Below are 20069 nucleotides of genomic sequence, written 5' to 3' on the forward strand. Positions count from 1 at the left end.
GCGTGATCGGTCTGGTCTGGGCGCAGACGCCCGCCGGGGTCATCGGTGACGCCGGCGCCATCCCGTGGCACGTGCCCGAGGACCTGGCGCACTTCCGCGAGGTCACTGCCGGCGGCACGGTCGTCATGGGGCGCGCCACGTGGGAGTCCCTGCCCGAGCGGTTCCGGCCGCTCCCCGGGCGCCGCAACGTGGTGCTGTCGCGCGACCCGGGCTACCGGGCGCCGGGGGCCGAGGTCCGCGCCGACCTCGACACCGCCCTGCGCAGCGCGCCGGACGTCTGGGTGATCGGCGGGGGAGCCGTCTACGCCGCGACGCTCGGCCGCGCCGACCGGCTCGAGGTGACGGTCGTCGACCTGGACGTGCCCGGGGACACCACGGCACCCGCGATCGGGCCGGGCTGGCGGCTCGTCGCCGGCGGCCCGGACGGCCCGTGGCACACCTCGCGGACCGGGACCCGCTACCGGTTCGACACCTGGGTGCGGTGACGGACGCTCCCGGACCGGTGGGTGGAAGGGTCGACGCGGACGACGGGTCCGAGCGGTACCGTGTGCGCATGCCCGCCGTGACCTCCGCAACCCACCCGTTCGGGTCGCTGCTGTCCGCCATGGTCACCCCGATGACCGCGGACGGCGCCGTCGACCTCGAGGCCACGGTCCGGCTCGCGAAGCACCTCGTCGACGCGGGGCACGACGGCCTGGTCCTCAACGGCACGACCGGCGAGGCGCCGACGACCCACGCACCGGAGAAGGCCGAGATCGTCGCCGCGGTCGTCGAGGCCGTCGGTGACCGTGCGTACGTCGTCGCCGGCGCCGGGTCGAACGACACGGCGCACGCCGTCCGCATGGCCGAGCAGGCCGCGGAGGCCGGCGCGCACGGGCTGCTCGTCGTCACCCCGTACTACTCGCGGCCGTCGCAGGACGGCATCGTCGCCCACGTGGGGGCCGTCGCGTCCGCCACGGACCTGCCCGTCATGCTCTACGACGTCCCCGGCCGTGCCGGGGTGCGGCTGGCGGCCTCGACGATCGACCGGCTCGCCGCCCTGGACCACGTCGTGGCGATGAAGGACGCGTCCGGCGACGTCGTCGCCGCCGCCCGGTCGATCGTGCGCACCGGCCTGGCCTGGTACAGCGGCGACGACGCCCTGACCCTCGCGCAGCTCGCGCACGGGGCCGTCGGCCTCGTGGGCGTCGCGACGCAGGCCGCGCCCGAGGGCTTCGCGCGCCTGTTCGCGGCCTGGCAGGCCGGCGACCCCGCGACCGCCCTCGACGTCTACCGTTCGCTGCTGCCCGTGGTCACGGCCCTCAACGGCGCCGGGTTCCAGGCGGCGGCCGCGAAGGCCGCGCTCGTCGAGCTCGGCATCCTCCACAGCCGGGCCTCCCGGCTTCCCCTGGTCCCCTTCACCGACGACGAGGCCGCCGACGTGCGTGCCGGTCTGGCGGCCGCAGGTCTGCTGGGCGTCGTCGCGGGCACCGACCGCGCGTGACGCAGCGGTCGGGACCCACCGATCCCTCAGGAGCTCCATGAGTCACCCGCACCCCGACCTGACCCTGCCCCCGCCGCTGCCGGAGGGCGCTCTGCGGATCGTCCCCCTCGGCGGGCTCGGTGAGGTCGGGCGCAACATGGCCGTCCTCGAGTACGCGGGGCGGCTGCTCGTCATCGACTGCGGCGTCCTGTTCCCCGAGGACCACCAGCCCGGCGTCGACCTGATCCTGCCCGACTTCGACTACATCCGGGACCGCCTGGACGACATCGACGCGATCGTGCTGACGCACGGCCACGAGGACCACATCGGTGCCGTGCCGTACCTGCTGCGGCTGCGCCGCGACATCCCGCTGGTGGGCTCGCAGCTGACCCTCGCGTTCGTCGAGGCCAAGCTCAAGGAGCACCGCATCGCGCCGCTGACGCTGCCGGTGCGCGAGGGCCAGGTCGAGCAGCTCGGCGCCTTCGAGTGCGAGTTCGTCGCCGTCAACCACTCCATCCCGGACGCGCTCGCGGTCGCCGTGCGGACCCCCGCCGGCACCGTGCTGCACACCGGTGACTTCAAGATGGACCAGCTCCCGCTCGACGGGCGCATCACCGACCTGCGCGCGTTCGCGCGCCTCGGCGAGCAGGGTGTCGACCTGTTCATGGTCGACTCGACCAACGCCGAGGTCCCCGGCTTCGTCACCCCCGAGCGGGAGATCGGGCCGGTCCTCGACCAGGTCTTCGCCGAGTCCACCGGACGTGTCGTCGTGGCGTCGTTCGCGTCCCACGTGCACCGCGTGCAGCAGGTCATCGACGCTGCCGTGGCCAACGAGCGCAAGGTCGCCCTGGTCGGCCGGTCGATGGTGCGCAACATGGGCATCGCCGCCGAGCTGGGGTACCTGCGGGTCCCCGACGGGGTGCTGGTCGACCAGAAGCAGATCGAGAAGCTCCCCGACGACCGCGTCGTGCTCATGTGCACCGGGTCGCAGGGTGAGCCCATGGCCGCGCTGTCGCGCATCGCCAACGGCGACCACAAGGTGTCCGTCGGCCCCGGTGACACCGTGGTCCTCGCCTCGAGCCTCATCCCCGGCAACGAGAACGCCGTGTTCCGCGTCATCAACGGCCTCATGCGGCTGGGCGCGCGCGTCGTGCACTCGGGCAACGCCAAGGTCCACGTCTCGGGCCACGCCAGCGCCGGCGAGCTGCTCTACTGCTACAACATCCTGCGACCGCGCAACGTCATGCCCGTGCACGGCGAGGTGCGGCACCTCATCGCCAACGCCGCGCTCGCGGTGAAGACCGGTGTACCGGCGGACCGCGTGGTGCTCGCGGAGGACGGTGTGGTGGTCGACCTGATCGACGGCCGCGCCCGCGTCGTCGGCGCCGTGCCCTGCGGCTACGTGTACGTCGACGGGTCCAGCGTCGGCGAGCTCACCGAGGCCGAGCTGAAGGACCGTCGGATCCTCGGGGACGAGGGCTTCGTCTCCATCTTCGCCGTCGTGTCCTCCGGCGACGGCAAGGTGCTCGCCGGTCCGCAGATCCACGCCCGCGGCGTGGCCGAGCAGGACGACGTCTTCGACGAGATCCTGCCCGTGCTCACGGCCGCGCTCGAGGACGCCGCCCGGTCGGGCGCGACGGACACGCACCAGCTCCAGCAGGTGATGCGCCGCGTCGTGGGCCGCTGGGTGTCCAACAAGCTGCGTCGCCGGCCGATGATCATCCCCGTGGTCGTCGAGGCGTGATCCGCTGAGGCCCCTGTCGTCCCGGCCCGCGCCGGGACGACAGGGGCCTCGTCACGTCCCGGGGGACACCGGCTCAGGCCGGCTGCTTGCCCCGGAACTCCGCGAGGCGCTCGTGCTCCGTCGCGACCGCGCGCCGCGTGGCCGCGTCCCACGGCGTCCACGGGTCGACCTCGAGGGCGAGACGGGCGCCGCGGGCACGCGGGCGCCAGGTGCCGACGACGTCACCGTCCCGCAGCACGGCGCCCGGCCGACCGAGCGCCGGCCACAGCGCCGCACGTCGCGCTGCGTCCGGCACGAGGAGCTCGCGGTCCCGCGCCTGCAGGAACAGGTCGTACGGGCCGAGGAGCCGCACGGGCGCCGGCGGCACGTCGTGGGCGGTGGCGAGCGCGTCGGCGTCCGCGGTGAGGACGCTGCGTGGTTCTCCTGCCACGTCGACCTCGTGGACGTCGTGCGGCCAGCGCGCCGTCACGTCAGCCACCGGGGCGTCCAGGTACGCGGCGACGAGGCGGGGGGTCGACGGACCCAGGAGGTGCAGGGCCGTGCGGACGAGGTCGTGCCGCCCGCCGGGGCCGGGTGCGTCCGTGCGGCCGACGGCGTCGGGCGGCCAGCCGGTCACCCGACGCAGCACCGGCGGTGAGGTCCCCGGCACCAGCTCGAGGCCCCCGTGCAGCGCGGCCAGGCGGAACGTCTGCTCGTACACGTGCGTCGCGCCGCACGTGCGGCACCACCGCAGGTAGGGCTCGGGCAGCCGGGACGTCAGGGCAGTCGACACCGCACCCTTCGGCATCGGCGCCGTCACGACGTCCCGCATGGTGCGCGCGGCCGTGGCCAGCGCGTCGCGCGGGTCGATCCCGGCCGCACGCAGGGGGCGTGCGGCGTCGAAGAGCCGCTGGGCGGCGTCACGGGCCGACCAGGGCCGGGCCGCGGCCTCGACCGCGGCCAGCTCGTCCCGCCGGTAGGCGTGCGGCGCGCCGCGCAGGGTCCAGGCGAGCACGAGGGCCTCGGGCGGCTCGCCCGCCCGCACGTCCGCACCGCGCAGCGCCAGCGCCCACAGGGCCCCGTCGGGTCCGGTGTCCTGCACGCCGGCGTCCAGCACGGTCGGCGCTGCGGGGTCCGCGCTCGTCGCCGGCGCGGCGTCGAGCTGCTGGGCGTGCACCCGGTACCGCAGGACCGCCGCGCGGGTGGCACCGGGGGCGGTTGACGTCATACGCCGATGGTGGCACCGGCCACCGACACGGGCGACCGACGGCCGCGGGTACCGGGCCGGCGGCCCGCGGACCCCCCCCACCCGCAGGCGTGCCCGGGCGCCCGGCTACGGGGTCCGGGCCCCGTCCGGGCCGTCGCGGACAGCGCCGGGCGGGGTGCCGCGCAGCAGGCCGGGGCCCGCGCCGCGCAGCGCGGCGACGTACCGCACGTCGCGCTCGTGCGGCGGCCAGGGGAGCAGGCCGTCGATCTCGAGCATCACCCAGCCGTGGGTGAGCGCCCACAGCCCGGTCGCGGCGGCGGCCACCGCGTCGCGGTCGGCGCCGTCGGGGTCGAAGGGCGCGGCGGCGCTCGCGGCGAGTGCGCGGGCGGCGGCGTCGCGCAGCACGACGAACGTGGGCGCCTCGTCCACGGGCCCGCTCGCGGGGTGGCGGGCCCCGGCGCCGGGGCGCGCGAACATGACGCGGTACGCCTGCGGCTCGTCGAGGGCGAAGCGGCGGTAGGCCACCCCGAGCGCGAGCAGGTCCGCGCCCGGCTCGCCGGTGGCGGGTGCGTCGCGCAGCCGCGCGGCGAACCGGGCCGCGGCGCGGTCGCCGACGGCCTGCAGCAGCGCGTCCCGACCGCCGAAGAGCGCGTACACGGCGCTGGACGACGTCCCGGCCCGGGCGGCGGCGTCGCGGACGGTGAGCGCGGCCGCACCGTCGTCCGCCACGGCACGGGTCGCCTCCTCGAGGAGTCGTTCGCGCAGGGTGTCGTCGTGGCTGCGGGGGCGGGGCACGTCCTGAGGATAAGGGGCTTGACACGGATTCCGTAACGGTGTTTTGTAACAGTGTTACGAAAGGAGGTGGCCTCATGATCGAGCTCACCGACGCGGCGCGCAGCACGGCGGGGGTGGTGGCCCTCGCGGTCGTCACGATCGAGTCCGGCGGGTGGTTCCTGCTGCGGGTCGTCACCGGGCGTGCCCCGGCCACCGACTTCCAGCGCTCGTTCTACCGGGCCGGGCACGCCCACGCCGGTGTGCTGGTCACCCTCGGAATGGTGTGCCTGCTGCTCGGGGAGGCCACGTCCCTCACCGGGGGCTGGCGGTGGCTCGCGCAGACCGGCGTGCTCGTCGGCGCCGTGCTGCTGCCGGCCGGGTTCTTCCTGTCCGCCGCGGGGTCCGGCCGGACGCGGCCCAACCGCCTCGTCGCCCTGCTGCCGCTCGGCGCGCTGGCCGTCGCGGCGGGCGTCGTGACCCTCGGCGTCGGTCTGCTGACCGCCTGAGGAGCCCCGATTCACCCGGGAGTGGCGAGTGCCACCGGGCGACACGACCCCCGGTCGCCGGGGAGCGGCGCCCGGTGCGGCTACCGTGAGGACCATGGCGACCCGTACGACCCCCGGCCCCGCGCGCCCCACGCGTGCCTCCGGTGCGTCGCCCCGGTCACCCAAGGGCGCCCAGCCGCGCGGCGCGTCCCGTCCCGCGGGGCGTGGCGCCCCCCCGGCACCGCGTCAACCCGCTCTGCCGGTGCGCATCGTGCGCCGCGTCTGGATGGGCGCCGCGCACCTCGTCGGCGGAACCGCCCGGCACGTCGGGGCCGGTGCCCGCGAGCTCGACCCCGCCCACCGGCGCGACGGCCTCGCGCTGACGCTCGTCGGTCTGGCCGTGGTCGTCGCCGCGCGCGAGTGGTGGGACCTGTCCGGCACGGCCGGTGACGTCATCCACAACGTCGTGGCCGGGACGTTCGGCGTCGTCGGCGTCGCGGTGCCCGTGGTGCTGCTGGGGGTCGGCGTGCGGCTGATGCGGCACCCGGACCGCGTCCAGGCCAACTCGCGCATCGGCATCGGGCTCAGCGCCATCACGGTCGCCGTGTGCGGCATCGTCCACCTCGCGAACGGGCTGCCCGCCACGCAGGACATGGCTGCCGTCCGCGCCGCGGGGGGCATCGTCGGCTTCGGCGTCGGCACGCCGCTCGCCACGCTGCTGACGACGATCGTGGCGGGGCTGCTGCTCGGCATCCTCGCCTTCTTCGGGGTGCTCGTGGTCACGGCGACGCCCGTGCACCAGATCGGGCCCCGTCTGCGCGGCCTCTACCGCCGCCTGACCGGCCAGCACGAGCACCCCGCCGAGGACGTGGACGAGGACGCGCCCCTGGTGATCGAGGCGCTGCACAGCGCCCGTCCCGAGCCCCCGGCCAAGAAGCCGCGGCGTCTCCTGGGCCGCCGCCGGGCCGAGGACCTGGCGCCGCCGGAGGACGGGCGGCTCGACGGGTACGAGGGCGACGAGGCGTTCGAGCGCGCAGCCGTCGTGGCGCGCGAGGAGGAGGAGGCCGCCGCCGCCGCGGCTGCCGCCGACGCGCTGGAGACCCGGCGCATGGCGCCCACCGCGCCCACCGTGCCGATGGCGGCCGTCGAGGCCGAGCTGCCCGCGCCGCCCACCAGCGGGGTCCCGCGCGGTGAGCAGCCGATGCTCGAGGGCGACGTCGTCTACATCCTGCCCACCGAGGACGTGCTGGCGAAGGGCGCCCCGCACAAGGTGCGCTCGGCCGCCAACGACCGGGTCGTGGAGTCGCTGACGTCGGTCCTGGAGCAGTTCGAGATCGACGCGCAGGTCACCGGGTTCACCCGGGGGCCGACGGTCACCCGCTACGAGGTCGAGCTCGGGCCCGCCGTCAAGGTGGAGCGCGTCACCGCGCTGAGCAAGAACATCGCCTACGCCGTCGCCAGCGCCGACGTGCGCATCCTGTCGCCGATCCCCGGCAAGTCGGCCATCGGCATCGAGATCCCCAACACCGACCGCGAGACGGTCGCGCTGGGCGACGTGCTGCGCTCGTCGGCCGCCAAGCGCACCGAGCACCCCATGGTGATCGGCGTCGGCAAGGACGTCGAGGGCGGCTACGTCGTGGCCAACCTCGCCAAGATGCCGCACCTCCTGGTCGCGGGCGCCACCGGTGCGGGCAAGTCGTCGTTCGTCAACTCGATGATCGTCTCGATCCTCATGCGCTCCACGCCCGACGAGGTCCGCATGATCCTCGTCGACCCCAAGCGCGTCGAGCTCACGCTGTACGAGGGCATCCCGCACCTCATCACCCCCATCATCACCAACCCGAAGAAGGCCGCCGAGGCCCTCGAGTGGGTGGTGCGGGAGATGGAGGCGCGCTACGACGACCTGGCGATGTTCGGGTACAAGCACATCGACGACTTCAACGCCGCCGTGCGCGCCGGCAAGGTCAAGCCGCTGCCCGGGTCCGAGCGCAAGATCGCGACCTACCCGTACCTCCTGGTCATCGTCGACGAGCTCGCCGACCTCATGATGGTCGCCCCGCGCGACGTCGAGGCCTCGATCCAGCGCATCACGCAGCTCGCGCGGGCCGCCGGCATCCACCTGGTGCTCGCCACCCAGCGCCCGTCCGTCGACGTCGTCACCGGCCTCATCAAGGCCAACGTCCCCTCCCGCCTGGCCTTCGCCACGAGCTCGCTCACCGACTCCCGCGTCGTGCTGGACCAGCCCGGCGCCGAGAAGCTCATCGGCCAGGGTGACGCCCTGTTCCTGCCCATGGGCGCGGCCAAGCCGATGCGCACCCAGGGCGCGTGGGTCTCCGAGTCGGAGATCCACGCGGTCGTCGAGCACGTCAAGACGCAGCTCAAGCCGGTGTACCGCGAGGACGTCGCCGTGGTCGCCACCAAGAAGCAGGTCGACGAGGACATCGGCGACGACCTCGACCTGCTGCTGCAGGCCGCCGAGCTCGTCGTGACCACCCAGTTCGGCTCGACGTCGATGCTGCAGCGCAAGCTGCGCGTCGGGTTCGCGAAGGCGGGCCGGCTCATGGACCTGCTCGAGTCGCGCGAGATCGTCGGTCCGTCCGAGGGCTCGAAGGCGCGCGAGGTGCTGCTGCAGCCGGACGACCTGCCCGCGACGCTGGCGATGCTGCGCGGCGAGAGCGCGCCGGAGCCGGCGCCGCTCGCGGACGAGGAGAGCCCCGGCGGGCACGTCCCCGCCGACGGCGACTGAGCGGCCACGGCGTGGACGCTGGTCTGGTCGGCCCGTACAGCATCGTCACGACGGTCATCGCGGTGGTCGCCGTCGGTGCGCTCGCGACCGTGCTGGTGCTGCTGCGCCGCGAGCGGTCGCAGGCCCGGCGCAACGCCGAGCTGGTCCGCGTGGCCCGGCAGCTGCACCGGCGCTACGACGCGCTGCAGCGCGTCACCGCCGAAGGTGTCGTGGTGCAGTCGCGGGACGGGCACGTGCTCGACCTGTCGGAGCGGGCCGCTCAGATCCTCGGCGTCGAGCGGGAGGCCGTCGTGGGGGTGCCGGTCTCGCGTCTCCCGGTCGTCCTGCTGGACGACCGCGGCCTCGCGGTGAACCCCGGCCTGGTGCTGGGCCGGCACGAGGGCGACGCGGACGAGCGCACCACGGTGGTCACCCTCGTGCCACCCGGTCCGGGCAACCGGCCGTCGGTGGTGCAGGTGACGAGCCGCTCCGTGCCCGCAGAGGAGGACGGGGAGATCGCCGTGCTCACCACGGTGGTCGACATCACCGCCCGCCACGACGTGGAGGTGGCGCTGTCCCGCAGCGAGACGCAGTTCCGGGTCGCCATGGAGAACGCGCCGATCGGCATGGCGCTCGTCGACCTCGACTGGCGGATCACCGAGGCCAACGTGGCGCTCGCCGAGCTGCTCGGCACCCACGCCGCGGCGCTGCGGGGCTACCGCGTCGACGAGCTCAGCGCACCCGAGGACCGCGCCGCCCAGCGCATGGAGATGGACAAGCTGCTCGGCGGGGGCCAGCAGCGGTTCTCGCTCGAGATGCGGTGCCGGCGTGCCGACGACCAGCTGGTGTGGGTCGTGCTGGACGCGGCGCTCGTGCGCGCCGCCGACGGCGGGCCGGACCACTTCGTCGTCCAGGTGCGCGACGCGACCGAGTCCCGCATGCAGGCGGAGATGCTCACCCACCGCGCCATGCACGACCCGCTGACGGGGCTGGCGAACCGCACGCTGCTCCAGGAGGTCCTGCAGGCCGCGCTCGCCCAGCCGGGGGCGGTGGACCGCATCGCGGTGCTCGCGTGCGACCTCGACGGGTTCAAGGACATCAACGACCGCTACGGCCACGCCGCGGGCGACGACATCCTCGTGCACGTCGCCGGCGTGCTGCGGGCCGCGACCTCCGGCAGCAGCACCGTCGCGCGGCTCGGCGGTGACGAGTTCGTCGTGGTGCTGCAGGACGTGCACGCCGCCAAGGCGGTTTTCGAGGTCGCGAACGAGATCCACTCCGGGCTCGCCGAGCCCGTGCGGGTCGGCCGCCGCCGGCTCGGTGTACGGGCGAGCATCGGCATCGCGCTCGCCGAGCCGCACCTGGTCGAGGCGGGTGCGCCGACGCTGCTCGCGGCGGCGGACGCGGCCCTCTACCGGGCCAAGCAGAGCGGCCGCGGGCGCACCGAGGTCTACGACACGTCGATGGAGATCGCCGCGCCCTCGATGGTGCACCGCGAGCTGGTGGAGGCCATCGAGGCAGGGGAGCTGGTGGTGCACTACCAGCCGATCGTCGACCTGTCCGACGGGCACGTGGTCGGCTACGAGGCGCTGGTGCGGTGGCAGCACCCCCACCGCGGGCTGCTGCTGCCGGGGGCGTTCCTGCCCCAGGTGCAGGAGGCCGGGGTGTCGGTGCTGCTCGGGCAGCTCGTGGCCACGCAGGTCGTCGAGCACCTGGCGCGGACCGCCGACGACGGACGCTGGGTGTCCGTCAACGTGTCCGCCGACCAGCTGGGGGACTCCGAGCTCGCCACGCGGCTGCTGCAGGACCTCTCGCGGCACCGCGTCACGGCGGGCCGGCTGGTCCTGGAGCTCACCGAGTCGTCCCTGGTGGCGTCGGGCACGCGCATCCGCCACGAGCTGACGCAGCTCTCGGCCGCGGGCGTGCCGATCCTGCTCGACGACTTCGGCACGGGCGTCTCGCCCCTGTCCTACCTGCGCGACCTGCCCGTCGCCGGGGTCAAGCTCGACATGTCGTTCACCTCCGGCATCCCGCACGACCCGACGGCCGGCAAGGTGGTGCGCGCGCTGGGTGCCCTGGCGCGGGAGCTCGCGATGGTCACGATCGCCGAGGGCATCGAGAACGAGGAGCAGGCCGACTTCCTGCGGCGCAACGGCTGGCGCTACGGGCAGGGCTGGTTGTACGGCGGCGCGCGCCCGATGCCCTGACGGCACCCGCGGCGGCGGGTGCGCTGCGGGTGCGACGCACGCACCGCGGGTGGGTGCGGGCAGGAGCCGCGGGCGGTGCGGCCGGGCTCACCGACCGCGCGGGACGGCCACCGGTGCAGGGCCCGTGGCCAGGGCCGGTGCGAGGCGCTCGGGTGCCGCGGTGCCCGCAGCGTCCCGGACGAGCGCGAGCCGGTCGGCCACCTGGGCGGCCGACAGGCCCGCCGAGCCGGCCGGGACGTCGACGAGCGCGTGGACCGTGTGCCCGCCGCGCCGGTCCACCGTGACGGGCGTCCACTGCACCCCGACCACGCGGGCGGGCCCGGCGGGCGTGCCGGCGGCGGGATCGGCCCCCGTCGCGACGACCTGGGCGGTCAGCAGCAGCCCGGAGGCGGTGGCGCGCGAGCAGCACGCCTCGTCCTGGTTGGACACGTAGTTGCCGAGGCCGTAGGCGACCCACATCCCGGCCCCTCCCGGCCCGCCGGCGAGCTGCTCGACCGGCTGGGGCACGTGGGCGTGGTGCCCGATCACGAGGTCGACCGTGCCCGCGTCGGCGAGGCGCTGCGCGACCGCCCGCTGCACGTCGGTCGGTGCCGTGCGGTACTCCGTGCCCCAGTGCAGGCTCACCAGGACCACGTCGGCACCGGCGTGGCGGGCCGCGCCGGCCCGCGCGAGGACGTCGTCCACGTCGAGCAGCTGGACCGACCACGGCTTGTCGGCGTCGACCGGCATGCCGTTGGTGCCGTAGGTCGCGGAGAGGTGCGCGACGGTCACCGTGCGGCCGCCGCGTTCCAGGCGGTAGAGCTGCGGGTCGGCGCCCTCGGCCGCCGACCGTGCCGTGCCCGCGTGTCCCAGCCCCGCGGCGTCGAGCGCGTCGAGCGTGGCGACGACCCCGGCCCACCCGCGGTCGACGGCGTGGTTCGAGGCGGTCGAGCAGCCGTCCCAGCCCTGGTCGGCCAGCCCTGCCGCGAGCTCCGCAGGGGCCCCGAAGACGGGGTAGCCCGACGGTGCCGAGCGGTCCGGTGCCACGGGCACCTCCAGGTGGCACAGCGCCAGGTCGGCGCCCTGGACCCACGGGTCGAGCGGGCCGAGCAGGCGGTCGAAGTCGTAGCCGCCGTCGACCCGGGCCGAGCGCAGGACGGGCATGTGCGGCAGGACGTCGCCCGCGGCGACGACGGTGAGCTCGACGTCCGGGTCGGGGTCGGGGTCGGGCGGCGGGGTGGGCGTCACGGTCGGGCGCGACGCGTGGGCCCCCGCCACCGTCGGGACGGGCGGTGCCGGTGCGGGCCCCAGGGCGAGGGCGCCGGCAGCTCCGGCGGCGCCCACCAGCACGAGCGCGGCCAGGGTGCTCGCCACGGCCACGGGGAGCACCGCTGCTCCGGGGTCCCGGGCATGTCGAGGCACGCCCGGACGCTAGCCCCGCGGGGGACACGGGCGACACCGCTGGACGTGTGATCCCGCAGGTGAGAAGCGCCCTGTCGGGTGGCCCACCGACCGGCGCTTAGGCTGTGCGCGTGGTCTCCGACGCTCCCTCCGCCTGGAACGCGGCCAACGTCGTCACCGTGCTGCGCATCGCCGTTGTCCCGCTCTTCGCCGTGGCGTTGCTGGCCGACGGCGGTCACACCGTCGGTGGCCGGCTGCTGGCCACGGGGCTCTTCGTCCTCGCCGCCGCGTCGGATCGGCTCGACGGCTGGCTCGCGCGCCGCTCCGGCCAGGTGACCGACCTCGGCAAGATGCTCGACCCGATCGCGGACAAGCTGCTCATCGGCAGCGCACTGGTGCTGCTGTCGTGGTTGGGGGACCTCTGGTGGTGGGTCACCGTGCTGGTCCTGGTGCGTGAGCTCGGCATCACCGTCATGCGGTTCTTCCTGCTGCGGTACGTCGTGCTGCCGGCCTCCCGCGGCGGCAAGCTCAAGACGGTCCTGCAGGCCGTGGCGATCTCGCTGTACCTGCTCCCGCTGGACCACCTGCCGGCGTTCGTCGGGGTGCCGGCCGCGGTCGTCATGGCCGCCGCCGTCCTGGTCACGGTGCTCACCGGGCTCGACTACGTGCGGGACGCCGCCCGCATCCGGCGCGCAGCCGGCCTGCCGCCGGCGGCAGGGCTGTGAGTGCCGCGCCGGCCGCCGTCCTCGACGCCGCGGCACGGCGCGGGTGGTCGCTGGCCGTCGCGGAGTCGCTCACCGGTGGTCTGGTGACGGCCACGCTCGTGGACGTGCCGGGCGCCTCACGCGTCCTGCGTGGGGGCGTGGTCGCGTACGCCACCGAGCTCAAGGCGAGCGTCCTGGGGGTCGACGCGGCCCTGCTCGCGGCGCGCGGTGCGGTGGATCCCGAGGTGGCGGTCGCGATGGCGGCGGGGGTACGGCAGCGCCTCGGCGCGGACGTGGGCCTGGCGACCACGGGCGTGGCGGGGCCCGACCAGCAGGACGGCCACGCACCGGGCACGGTGCACGTCGCGGTGGTCACCCCCGAGGCACGCCACGTGCGCAGCCTGGACCTGCCGGGCGACCGCCGGGACGTCCGCGCCGCGGCCTGCGCCGCTGTGCTGAGCCTCGCTGCGCAGGTGCTCGGCCCCTGACCGTGGGAGGTCACCCCGTGACCTCACCCCCATCGCCTCACCGGCGCCGGGAACACGCCGGAGGGGCGTCGCGTTGGGGGGGATATGACGAGCACCCGGCCGCCCCTGCGAGGCACGAACGCACGCGTGGGCGGTGCGCGGTACGGTGGACGTCTCCCGGCTTCTCGGCCGGGAGCGTCAAGTGCGACGGCCCCGCGTGGGGCGGGCCCGTCGGAGAACCGGGGACACGACGTGAGGGGAGGAGCCCAGATGGTCGTCCTGCGACGAGAGATCGGCGACGTCCTGCGGGACGCGCGCCAGCGCCAGGGCCGCACCCTGCGTGAGGTCTCCTCGGCCGCCCGCGTCTCGCTGGGGTACCTCAGCGAGGTCGAGCGCGGGCAGAAGGAGGCGTCGTCGGAGCTGCTGAGCAGCATCTGCGACGCGCTCGACGTACCGCTCTCCCTCGTGCTGCGCGAGGTCAGCGACCGTGTCGCCGTGGCGGAGGGTCTGCTGATCCCCGACACCGTGCCGGCGGACCTGACGGCCTGCGCGGGCGTCGGCGGTACCGAGCGAGCGCTCGGCGGCGACGCCGGGTGGGCGATGCCGCGCTCGGAGCTCGCGCCCGTCGGCTGAGCCGGCACCCGTCCCGCGCGTCGCCGAGGCGGCGCGCGGTCCGCATGCGAGACGCCCGAAGGCGGAGGTCCGCGGTCAGGGACGACCGCGCACCTGGCACCCCGGGCACCAGTAGACCTGCCGCTGCGTGGGCTGCTCGCCCACGTCCCCGCGCGCGACGCGCGCACCGCACCGCAGGCACGTGCGACCCTGCCGGCCGTAGACGGCCGCTGTGGGCCTGCCCTGCGCGACCGAGGCCCGCAGCAGCGCCCGGGCCGCGCGCAGCACCTCGTCGGCGTCCGTCACCTCCGACGCCGGGGCCCAGGGCCACCACCCCCGCGCGAACAGCGCCTCGGCGGTGAAGATCGTGCCGATGCCGACCACGACCCGCTGGTCGAGCAGGACCTCCGCGACGGGCCGGGCACCCTGAGCCGCCCAGCGGCGCAGCGCCTCCTCGATCCCCGGGGTGGGCAGGTCCAGCACCGGTGGTCCCGCCCACGGGACGCCCGGCGTGGTGTCGAAGTCGCCGTCGAGGACGTCGGGGCCGAGGTGCGCGAGCAGCGTTCGCTCCGTGCTCGTGGGAACCACGTCGAGCATGCCGAGGTGGTGGCCCACCGCCGTCCAGCGCTCGTCACCCAGGACGGCCCGGACGTCGGGCGCGCGGGCACCCGCGCGCGGCCCGCCCGTGGGGACGATGCGCCATGTCCCGTCCATGCGCAGGTGCGTGTGCAGGGTGCGGCCGTCGTCGAAGCGGGTGAGCAGGTGCTTGCCGTACGGCCGCGTGCCGAGCACGGTGCGGCCGACCAGGTCGACCGCCGCCGCGGTGGGCCAGCGCAGGTCGGCCCGGAGCAGGCGACGGCCGGCCAGCGCCCGGTCCAGGTGCGCGGCGGTGCGCCGCAGCACGTCACCCTCGGGCACGGCGTCCTCCGCGGGCCCTCACGGGACCTGCAGGCGCAGGCCGCGCGGTGTGGTGACGAACCCGGCCGCCGTCAGGGCGGTGACCGCGGGGGAGCGCAGCACCTCGGCGGACAGGACGGGCGACCCGTCGATGCGCTCGACGGTCAGCCGGCCCGTGCGTCGGTCGCGGGCCGTCGTGACGAGCGCCTGCGCGGCCGCGGCGAGGATCGTGGCGTCGTCGGTGAAGGTCAGCAGGGTGCGCCCGCCGCGCTCGAGGTAGAGCGTGAGCGCCCCGTCCACCAGGGCGACGAGCGCGCCCGCCTTGCGGCCCGGTCGGTGGCCGGTCGCGTCGCGCCCCGGCGGCGCGTCGGGCCAGGCCAGCGCGGCGCCGTACGGGTTGGCGGGGTCCGTCGCGGCCAGCACCACGGACCACGGCGGCTCCTGCCGCGAGGCGGGGCTCCCCGCACCGGGTGACCAGGTGCCCGGCCCGGCAGGGCCACCCCAGGCGGGCGGGGCGACGTCCTGCCACGGGAGCGTCGGCCCGGCGGGGCCGGCGTCGCGGCGGTCGGCCGCCTGCTCACGGGCCCGGTCGACGACCTCCGCGTCGGTGCGCAGCCTGTCGACCGCCCCGGGCAGCGCGAACTGCGACCCACCCAGCCGCTCGACGAAGTACCCGCGACGGACCTGGCCCGCCTGCTCGAGCGCGGTCAGCACGCGGTACACCGCGGCGAACCGGCCGCCGATGCCCTCGGCGGGTGCGACGGCACGCGTCAGCACCCCGTGCCGGTCCAGCAGCTGGGCCGCCAGGGCGTGCGCGCGCACCGTCGCGTCCGGTTCCCGGGCGGGTAGCAGCGACCACCGCCCGGCGCCGGGCCCGGAGGTCGGTCCCGCCGTGCGCGGGACGGTCCCGGTCGGGCCCACGCCGAGCCGGCCACCGGCGCGCAGGCCGAGGCGTGGCCGCACCGGCCGCCCGCGTGCAGGCGCGGGGCGCGTGCGGTGCGCGGTGGACCCGCCGGCGAGCCACGCACGCAGCGGTCCCAGGCCGTCGTTGGTGACGCGGCCCGCCCACACCAGGTCCCACAGCGCGGTCAGGACGCCGGCGGTGTCCGGCGGCGCGTCCTCGTCCAGCCACTGCGCCGCCACCCGCTCGACGATCGCGGCGAGGAACCAGGCACCGCCGCCCTCGAGCGCCGCGAGCACCGCGCGGTGCACGCGGTCGGTCGCCGGGGCGTCCGGGTCGTCGAGGTCGGGCACCGGGGCCAGGGTGAGGTCCGCGACCGCCGTGGGGTGCAGCGAGACGAGCCCGTCGTGCCCGGCCAGCGGCGCGTGCCCGGCCCAGAGCACCTCACCCGCGGCCGTCAGCTCGTCGAGCATCGCGGGCACGTAGTCGGGCACCCGCGCCGGCAGCACGTGGGTCTCCAGCGCCGACGCGGGCACGGCGAAGCCGGCTAGCTGCTCGACGGCACGGGCCACCGCGTCGACGCCGCGCAGCCCCGAGGGTCGCCGCCCGACGGCCTGGACGCCCTGCCACTGCGGGAGGAAGACGCCCAGTGCCTGCGGGTCGACCGGCTCCACCTGGGCGCGCAGCGCCGCGAGCGAGCGCTGGCGCAGCCGGCGCAGCACCTCGGCGTCGCAGAACTCGTCACCGGTCCCGCCCAGCACGTCGGGACGCAGCCGGCCCTGCACCAGGACGCCCGACGCCTCGAGCCGTCGCAGCACCTCGGTGACCACCGCGACGCCCAGGCCGAACCGGGACGCCGCCTGCGCGGCGGGGAACGGCCCGCGCGTGCGGGCGTGCCGGCGCAGCAGGTCGGCCAGGGGGTCGGGCAGCACCTCGGTGAAGACCTCCGGCACACCGACGGGCAGCGCCACGCCGAGGGCGTCGCGCAGGCGTCCGGCGTCCTCGACCGCCGCCCACTGCTCGGCGCGGTCGCCGGGCAGCCCCGCGAGGCGGACCCGGATGGCCCGGCGCGCCGCCGCGAGCTCGTCGAGCCACACCGGGACCGCGTCGCGGAGCTCGGGGCGGGTGCGGGCTGCCACCTCGGTCGCCGTGAGCGGGCCGTGACGCCGCAGGACGTCGGCGACCTGCTCGAGGGATCCCGCCTGGCGGTCCGGGGCTGTGCCGGCCAGCTCGGCCTCGGTGCGCTCGACCGCCTCGGGGTCCAGCAGGTCGGCGAGCTGCGACTCGCCGCCGGTGCCGAGCAGCTCGGCCAGCAGCGTGGGGTCGAGCGTGAGGGCGGCGGCCCGTCGCTCGGCGAGCGGGGCGTCGCCCTCGTAGAGGAACTGGGCGGTGTAGCCGAACAGCAGCGACTGCGCGAACGGCGAGGGGTGCGGAGTCGTCACCTCGACGACGCGCACGCGTCCCGTCCCCACGTCCCGCATGAGACCGGAGAGGGCCTCGGTGTCGAAGTCGTCCTGGAGGCACTCGCGCACGGCCTCGAGCAGGATCGGGAAGTCCGGGTACCGGGCTGCGACCTCCAGCAGCTGCGCCGCGCGCTGGCGCTGCTGCCACAGCGGCTGGCGGCGGTCCGGGCGGCGCCGCGGCAGCAGCAGCGCGCGGCCGGCCGCCTCACGGAACCGGGCCGCGAACATCGCGGACCCGCCGAGCTCGTCCCGGACGGCCGTGAGCACCTCGTCCGGGTCGAGCAGCAGGTCCTCCAGGCTCAGCCGGGGACCGTCACCCGCGGCCGCGTCCTCGCCCCACGCGGCGTCCGCCGCGCCGTCCAGCACGTCCGGAAGGCGCAGCACGATGCCGTCGTCGGCGTGCATGGCGGCCGCGTCCACCCCGTAGCGCTCCCGCAGACGCCCGGCCAGCACCAGCGCCCACGGGGCGTGGACCCGCGCGCCGTACGGGGAGTGCAGCACGATGCGCCAGTCGCCCAGCTCGTCGCGGAACCGTTCCACGACCAGCACCGTGTCGCTCGGCAGCTGCCCCGTCGCCGCCTGCTGGTCGCGCAGGTAGGCCAGCAGGTTGTCCGCGGCCCACGGGTCCAGGCCCGCGCCCTCGGCCCGCGCCCGCGCACCCGCGTCCGGCAGCGCCGCGACCTCGCGGACCCAGGCGCCCACCGCCCGGCCCAGCTCGGCCGGCCGGCCGGGTGCGTCACCCTTCCAGAACGGCAGGCGCCCCGGGACGCCGGGTGCGGGTGTGACGAGCACCCGGTCGGGGGTGATGTCCTCGATGCGCCACGTGCTCGACCCGAGCGTGAACGTGTCCCCGACGCGCGACTCGTAGACCATCTCCTCGTCGAGCTCGCCGACGCGCTTGCCGCCGCGCAGCCGGCCGCCCGTGCGCTCGGCGTCCACCGCCACGTCGGCCGTCGTGTCGCCGCCGGCGAGGAAGACCCCGAACATGCCGCGGTCCGGGATGGTGCCGCCGCTGGTGACGGCGAGGCGCAGCGCACCGGGCCGCCCCGACAGGACGTCCGTCACGCGGTCCCACACCACGCGCGGGCGCAGCTCGGCGAAGTCCTCCGACGGGTAGCGGCCGGCGAGCATGTCGAGCACGGCGCGCAGGGTCACGTCGCCCAGGTGGGCGAAGGGGGCGGCGCGGCGCACGACGCGGGCCAGGTCGTCGACGGCCCAGTCGTCGACGGCCACCATCGCGACCACCTGCTGGGCGAGGACGTCCAGCGGGTTGGCCGGAACGGCCAGTGCCTCGAGCTCCCCGGTGCGCATGCGCTGCGCGGTCACGGCCGCCGGCACCAGCTCGCCGCGGTGCGTCGGGAAGACAACGCCGCGGGACACCGCACCGACCTGGTGCCCGGCGCGCCCCACGCGCTGCAGGCCGCTGGCGACCGAGGGCGGTGCGCCCACCTGGACGACCAGGTCGAGGGCGCCCATGTCGATGCCGAGCTCCAGGGAGCTGGTGGCCACCACGGCCGGCAGCCGGCCGGCCTTGAGCTCGGTCTCGGTGCGGGTTCGCTCCGCGCGGCTCATCGACCCGTGGTGCGCGCGCGCCACGATCGTCGCCGCGTCCCGCGTGTCGACGCCGGCCGCGGTCCCCGACTGCCCGGGCACGGCCGCCGCGCGCACCGACCCGGGGTCCGGGACGTCGGCGCCGTGGCGCTCGGCCCAGACCTCGTTGATCCTGGCGGTCAGGCGCTCCGCCCCGCGCCGGGAGTTGGCGAACACCAGCGTCGAGCGGTGCGCCGCCACCAGGTCGACCACCCGCTCCTCGACGTGCGGCCAGATGGACGCGCGGGGTCGCTCGCCCTCGACCGTCGTCGCAGCGGCGCCGGGCGCCGGGGCGCCGAAGCCCGCCAGGTCGGGGTCGATGCCCGGGCCGCCGTACCGTCCGACCGACCCCGGTGCGGTCCCGGCCGCGCCCGGCCGGCCCGCGGCCGCCAGGTCGCCCAGGTCCGGCACGGGGACCACGACGTCGACCTCGATGACCTTCTGCGACGGCGGCTGCACGACGACCACGGACCGACCGCCGTCCGCGGGCGTGCGCGCGCCGCCGAGGAAGGACGCGACGGCGTCGACCGGTCGCACGGTCGCGGACAGGCCCACCCGCTGGGCCGGGCCCGGCCCGCCCTCCGCCTCGAGCAGGGCGTCGAGGCGCTCCAGGCTGACGGCGAGGTGCGCACCACGCTTCGTCCCGGCGACCGCGTGGATCTCGTCGACGATCACCGTGCGGACGCCGGCGAGGCCGCGGCGGGCACCGGACGTGAGCACGAGGTACAGCGACTCCGGCGTCGTGATGAGCACGTCCGGCGGGGCCGTCGCGAACGCGCGGCGCTCCGCGGGCGGGGTGTCACCGGTCCGGATGCCGACCGTCACCTCCGGCAGCGTCGTCCCCAGGCGGGTGGCGGCCTGGCGGATGCCGACCAGCGGCGAGCGCAGGTTCCGCTCCACGTCCGTGGCCAGCGCCTTCAGCGGGGACACGTACAGCACGCGGCAGCGCCGGGTCGGGTCCTGCGGCGCCGGCCCCGTCAGCAGGCCGTCGAGCCCCCAGAGGAACGCCGCGAGCGTCTTGCCGGACCCCGTGGGTGCCACCACCAGCGCGTGGTCGCCGCCCGCGACGGCCTCCCACGCACCCGCCTGCGCGGCCGTGGGCGCGTCGAAGGCGCCCGTGAACCACGCACGGGTCGGCGCGGAGAACCGGTCGAGCACCACGGGGGCCATTGTGTCGGGCACGACCGACACGCGCGCGGCCCCGCCGGACGGTGGCAGGCTGGGGGTGTGAGGCATCGCGAGCTGGCCGGTCTGGTGGACGACGTGCTCGGCCCTGTCCAGGGCCGGCTGCTGCTCGGCGAGATGGTCCTGGGCGAGCTGGGCGGCCGGACCGGGGCCGCCGCCCTCGCCGACGGGGTCGAGCCGCGCGTCGTGTGGCGCGCGCTGTGCGACGCCCTCGGCGTCCCCGAGTCGGACCGGTGGGGCAGGGACCAGCACCGCCAGGCGCCACCGCGGCAGGCGGGGCGCTGACG

The 20069-nt window shown here is 76.2% G+C and carries 15 protein-coding genes; 10 read left to right on the plus strand and 5 right to left on the minus strand.

The window, feature by feature from the left end:
- The first annotated feature begins 2 nt into the window (after positions 1-2).
- The 3 genes from KG103_RS07695 to KG103_RS07705 all read left to right on the plus strand — a co-directional run bounded on the left by KG103_RS07695 (position 3) and on the right by KG103_RS07705 (position 3206).
- The gene (locus KG103_RS07695) at positions 3-485 is read left to right on the plus strand and encodes a dihydrofolate reductase (protein WP_207341382.1); all 483 of its coding nucleotides are present in this window, start codon (positions 3-5) and stop codon (positions 483-485) included.
- A 68-nt stretch (positions 486-553) separates the two neighbouring features.
- Positions 554-1483 carry a 4-hydroxy-tetrahydrodipicolinate synthase gene (gene dapA, locus KG103_RS07700; RefSeq protein WP_207341381.1) on the plus strand — a complete coding sequence of 310 codons (930 nt, stop codon included), beginning with the start codon at positions 554-556 and terminating at the stop codon, positions 1481-1483.
- A gap of 37 nt (positions 1484-1520) precedes the next feature.
- Complete coding sequence (locus KG103_RS07705) at positions 1521-3206, plus strand: ribonuclease J (RefSeq protein WP_089802168.1); 1686 nt, start codon at positions 1521-1523, stop codon at positions 3204-3206.
- Between the two features lie 73 nt (positions 3207-3279).
- Here KG103_RS07705 and KG103_RS07710 read toward each other — a convergent pair whose 3' ends face one another.
- Both KG103_RS07710 and KG103_RS07715 read right to left on the minus strand, forming a co-directional pair.
- Positions 3280-4413, minus strand: a complete 1134-nt coding sequence (locus KG103_RS07710) for a DNA glycosylase AlkZ-like family protein (RefSeq protein WP_207341380.1) — start codon at positions 4411-4413, stop codon at positions 3280-3282.
- A gap of 105 nt (positions 4414-4518) precedes the next feature.
- Entirely contained in the window at positions 4519-5187 is a 669-nt protein-coding gene (locus KG103_RS07715) for a TetR/AcrR family transcriptional regulator (protein WP_207341379.1), read from the minus strand.
- Between the two features lie 74 nt (positions 5188-5261).
- On the opposite strand from KG103_RS07715, the gene KG103_RS07720 reads away from it, so the two are divergent.
- The 3 genes from KG103_RS07720 (at position 5262) to KG103_RS07730 (ending at position 10583) form a co-directional block, all read left to right on the plus strand.
- Positions 5262-5672 (plus strand): hypothetical protein, encoded by a 411-nt coding sequence (locus tag KG103_RS07720; RefSeq protein ID WP_207341378.1) that lies wholly within the window; start codon positions 5262-5264, stop codon positions 5670-5672.
- Between the two features lie 94 nt (positions 5673-5766).
- On the plus strand, positions 5767-8397 hold the full coding sequence (locus tag KG103_RS07725; RefSeq protein ID WP_242635674.1) for an FtsK/SpoIIIE family DNA translocase: 2631 nt from the start codon (positions 5767-5769) through the stop codon (positions 8395-8397).
- An 11-nt stretch (positions 8398-8408) separates the two neighbouring features.
- Positions 8409-10583, plus strand: coding sequence for a putative bifunctional diguanylate cyclase/phosphodiesterase (locus KG103_RS07730; RefSeq protein WP_207341377.1), 2175 nt, complete (start codon positions 8409-8411; stop codon positions 10581-10583).
- A gap of 87 nt (positions 10584-10670) precedes the next feature.
- Here the strand turns inward: KG103_RS07730 and KG103_RS07735 are convergent, their stop codons facing one another.
- A complete protein-coding gene (locus KG103_RS07735; protein WP_249670846.1) occupies positions 10671-11984 on the minus strand; it encodes a CapA family protein in 1314 nt (437 codons plus the stop codon).
- A gap of 110 nt (positions 11985-12094) precedes the next feature.
- Between KG103_RS07735 and pgsA the strand changes: the two genes are divergently transcribed.
- From pgsA to KG103_RS07750, 3 genes are all read left to right on the plus strand, one after another.
- Positions 12095-12688 (plus strand): CDP-diacylglycerol--glycerol-3-phosphate 3-phosphatidyltransferase, encoded by a 594-nt coding sequence (pgsA, locus tag KG103_RS07740; protein WP_207341376.1) that lies wholly within the window; start codon positions 12095-12097, stop codon positions 12686-12688.
- On the plus strand, positions 12685-13155 hold the full coding sequence (locus tag KG103_RS07745; RefSeq protein WP_207341375.1) for a CinA family protein: 471 nt from the start codon (positions 12685-12687) through the stop codon (positions 13153-13155). The genes pgsA and KG103_RS07745 overlap by 4 nt, the downstream gene beginning before the upstream one ends.
- A gap of 249 nt (positions 13156-13404) precedes the next feature.
- Positions 13405-13767: a helix-turn-helix domain-containing protein gene (locus KG103_RS07750; RefSeq protein WP_207341498.1), complete on the plus strand. Its 363-nt coding sequence runs from the start codon at positions 13405-13407 to the stop codon at positions 13765-13767.
- A gap of 75 nt (positions 13768-13842) precedes the next feature.
- Here the strand turns inward: KG103_RS07750 and KG103_RS07755 are convergent, their stop codons facing one another.
- Together KG103_RS07755 and KG103_RS07760 are read right to left on the minus strand one after the other, a co-directional pair.
- Positions 13843-14664 (minus strand): DNA-formamidopyrimidine glycosylase family protein, encoded by an 822-nt coding sequence (locus tag KG103_RS07755; RefSeq protein WP_207341374.1) that lies wholly within the window; start codon positions 14662-14664, stop codon positions 13843-13845.
- Positions 14665-14682: 18 nt separating this feature from the next.
- Positions 14683-19767 (minus strand): Lhr family helicase, encoded by a 5085-nt coding sequence (locus KG103_RS07760; RefSeq protein WP_207341497.1) that lies wholly within the window; start codon positions 19765-19767, stop codon positions 14683-14685.
- A gap of 57 nt (positions 19768-19824) precedes the next feature.
- Between KG103_RS07760 and KG103_RS07765 the strand changes: the two genes are divergently transcribed.
- Positions 19825-20067: a DUF3046 domain-containing protein gene (locus tag KG103_RS07765; protein ID WP_207341373.1), complete on the plus strand. Its 243-nt coding sequence runs from the start codon at positions 19825-19827 to the stop codon at positions 20065-20067.
- The last annotated feature ends 2 nt before the right edge of the window (positions 20068-20069 follow it).

It is taken from the genome of Cellulomonas wangleii (assembly GCF_018388445.1).
Lineage (GTDB): Bacteria > Actinomycetota > Actinomycetes > Actinomycetales > Cellulomonadaceae > Cellulomonas > Cellulomonas wangleii.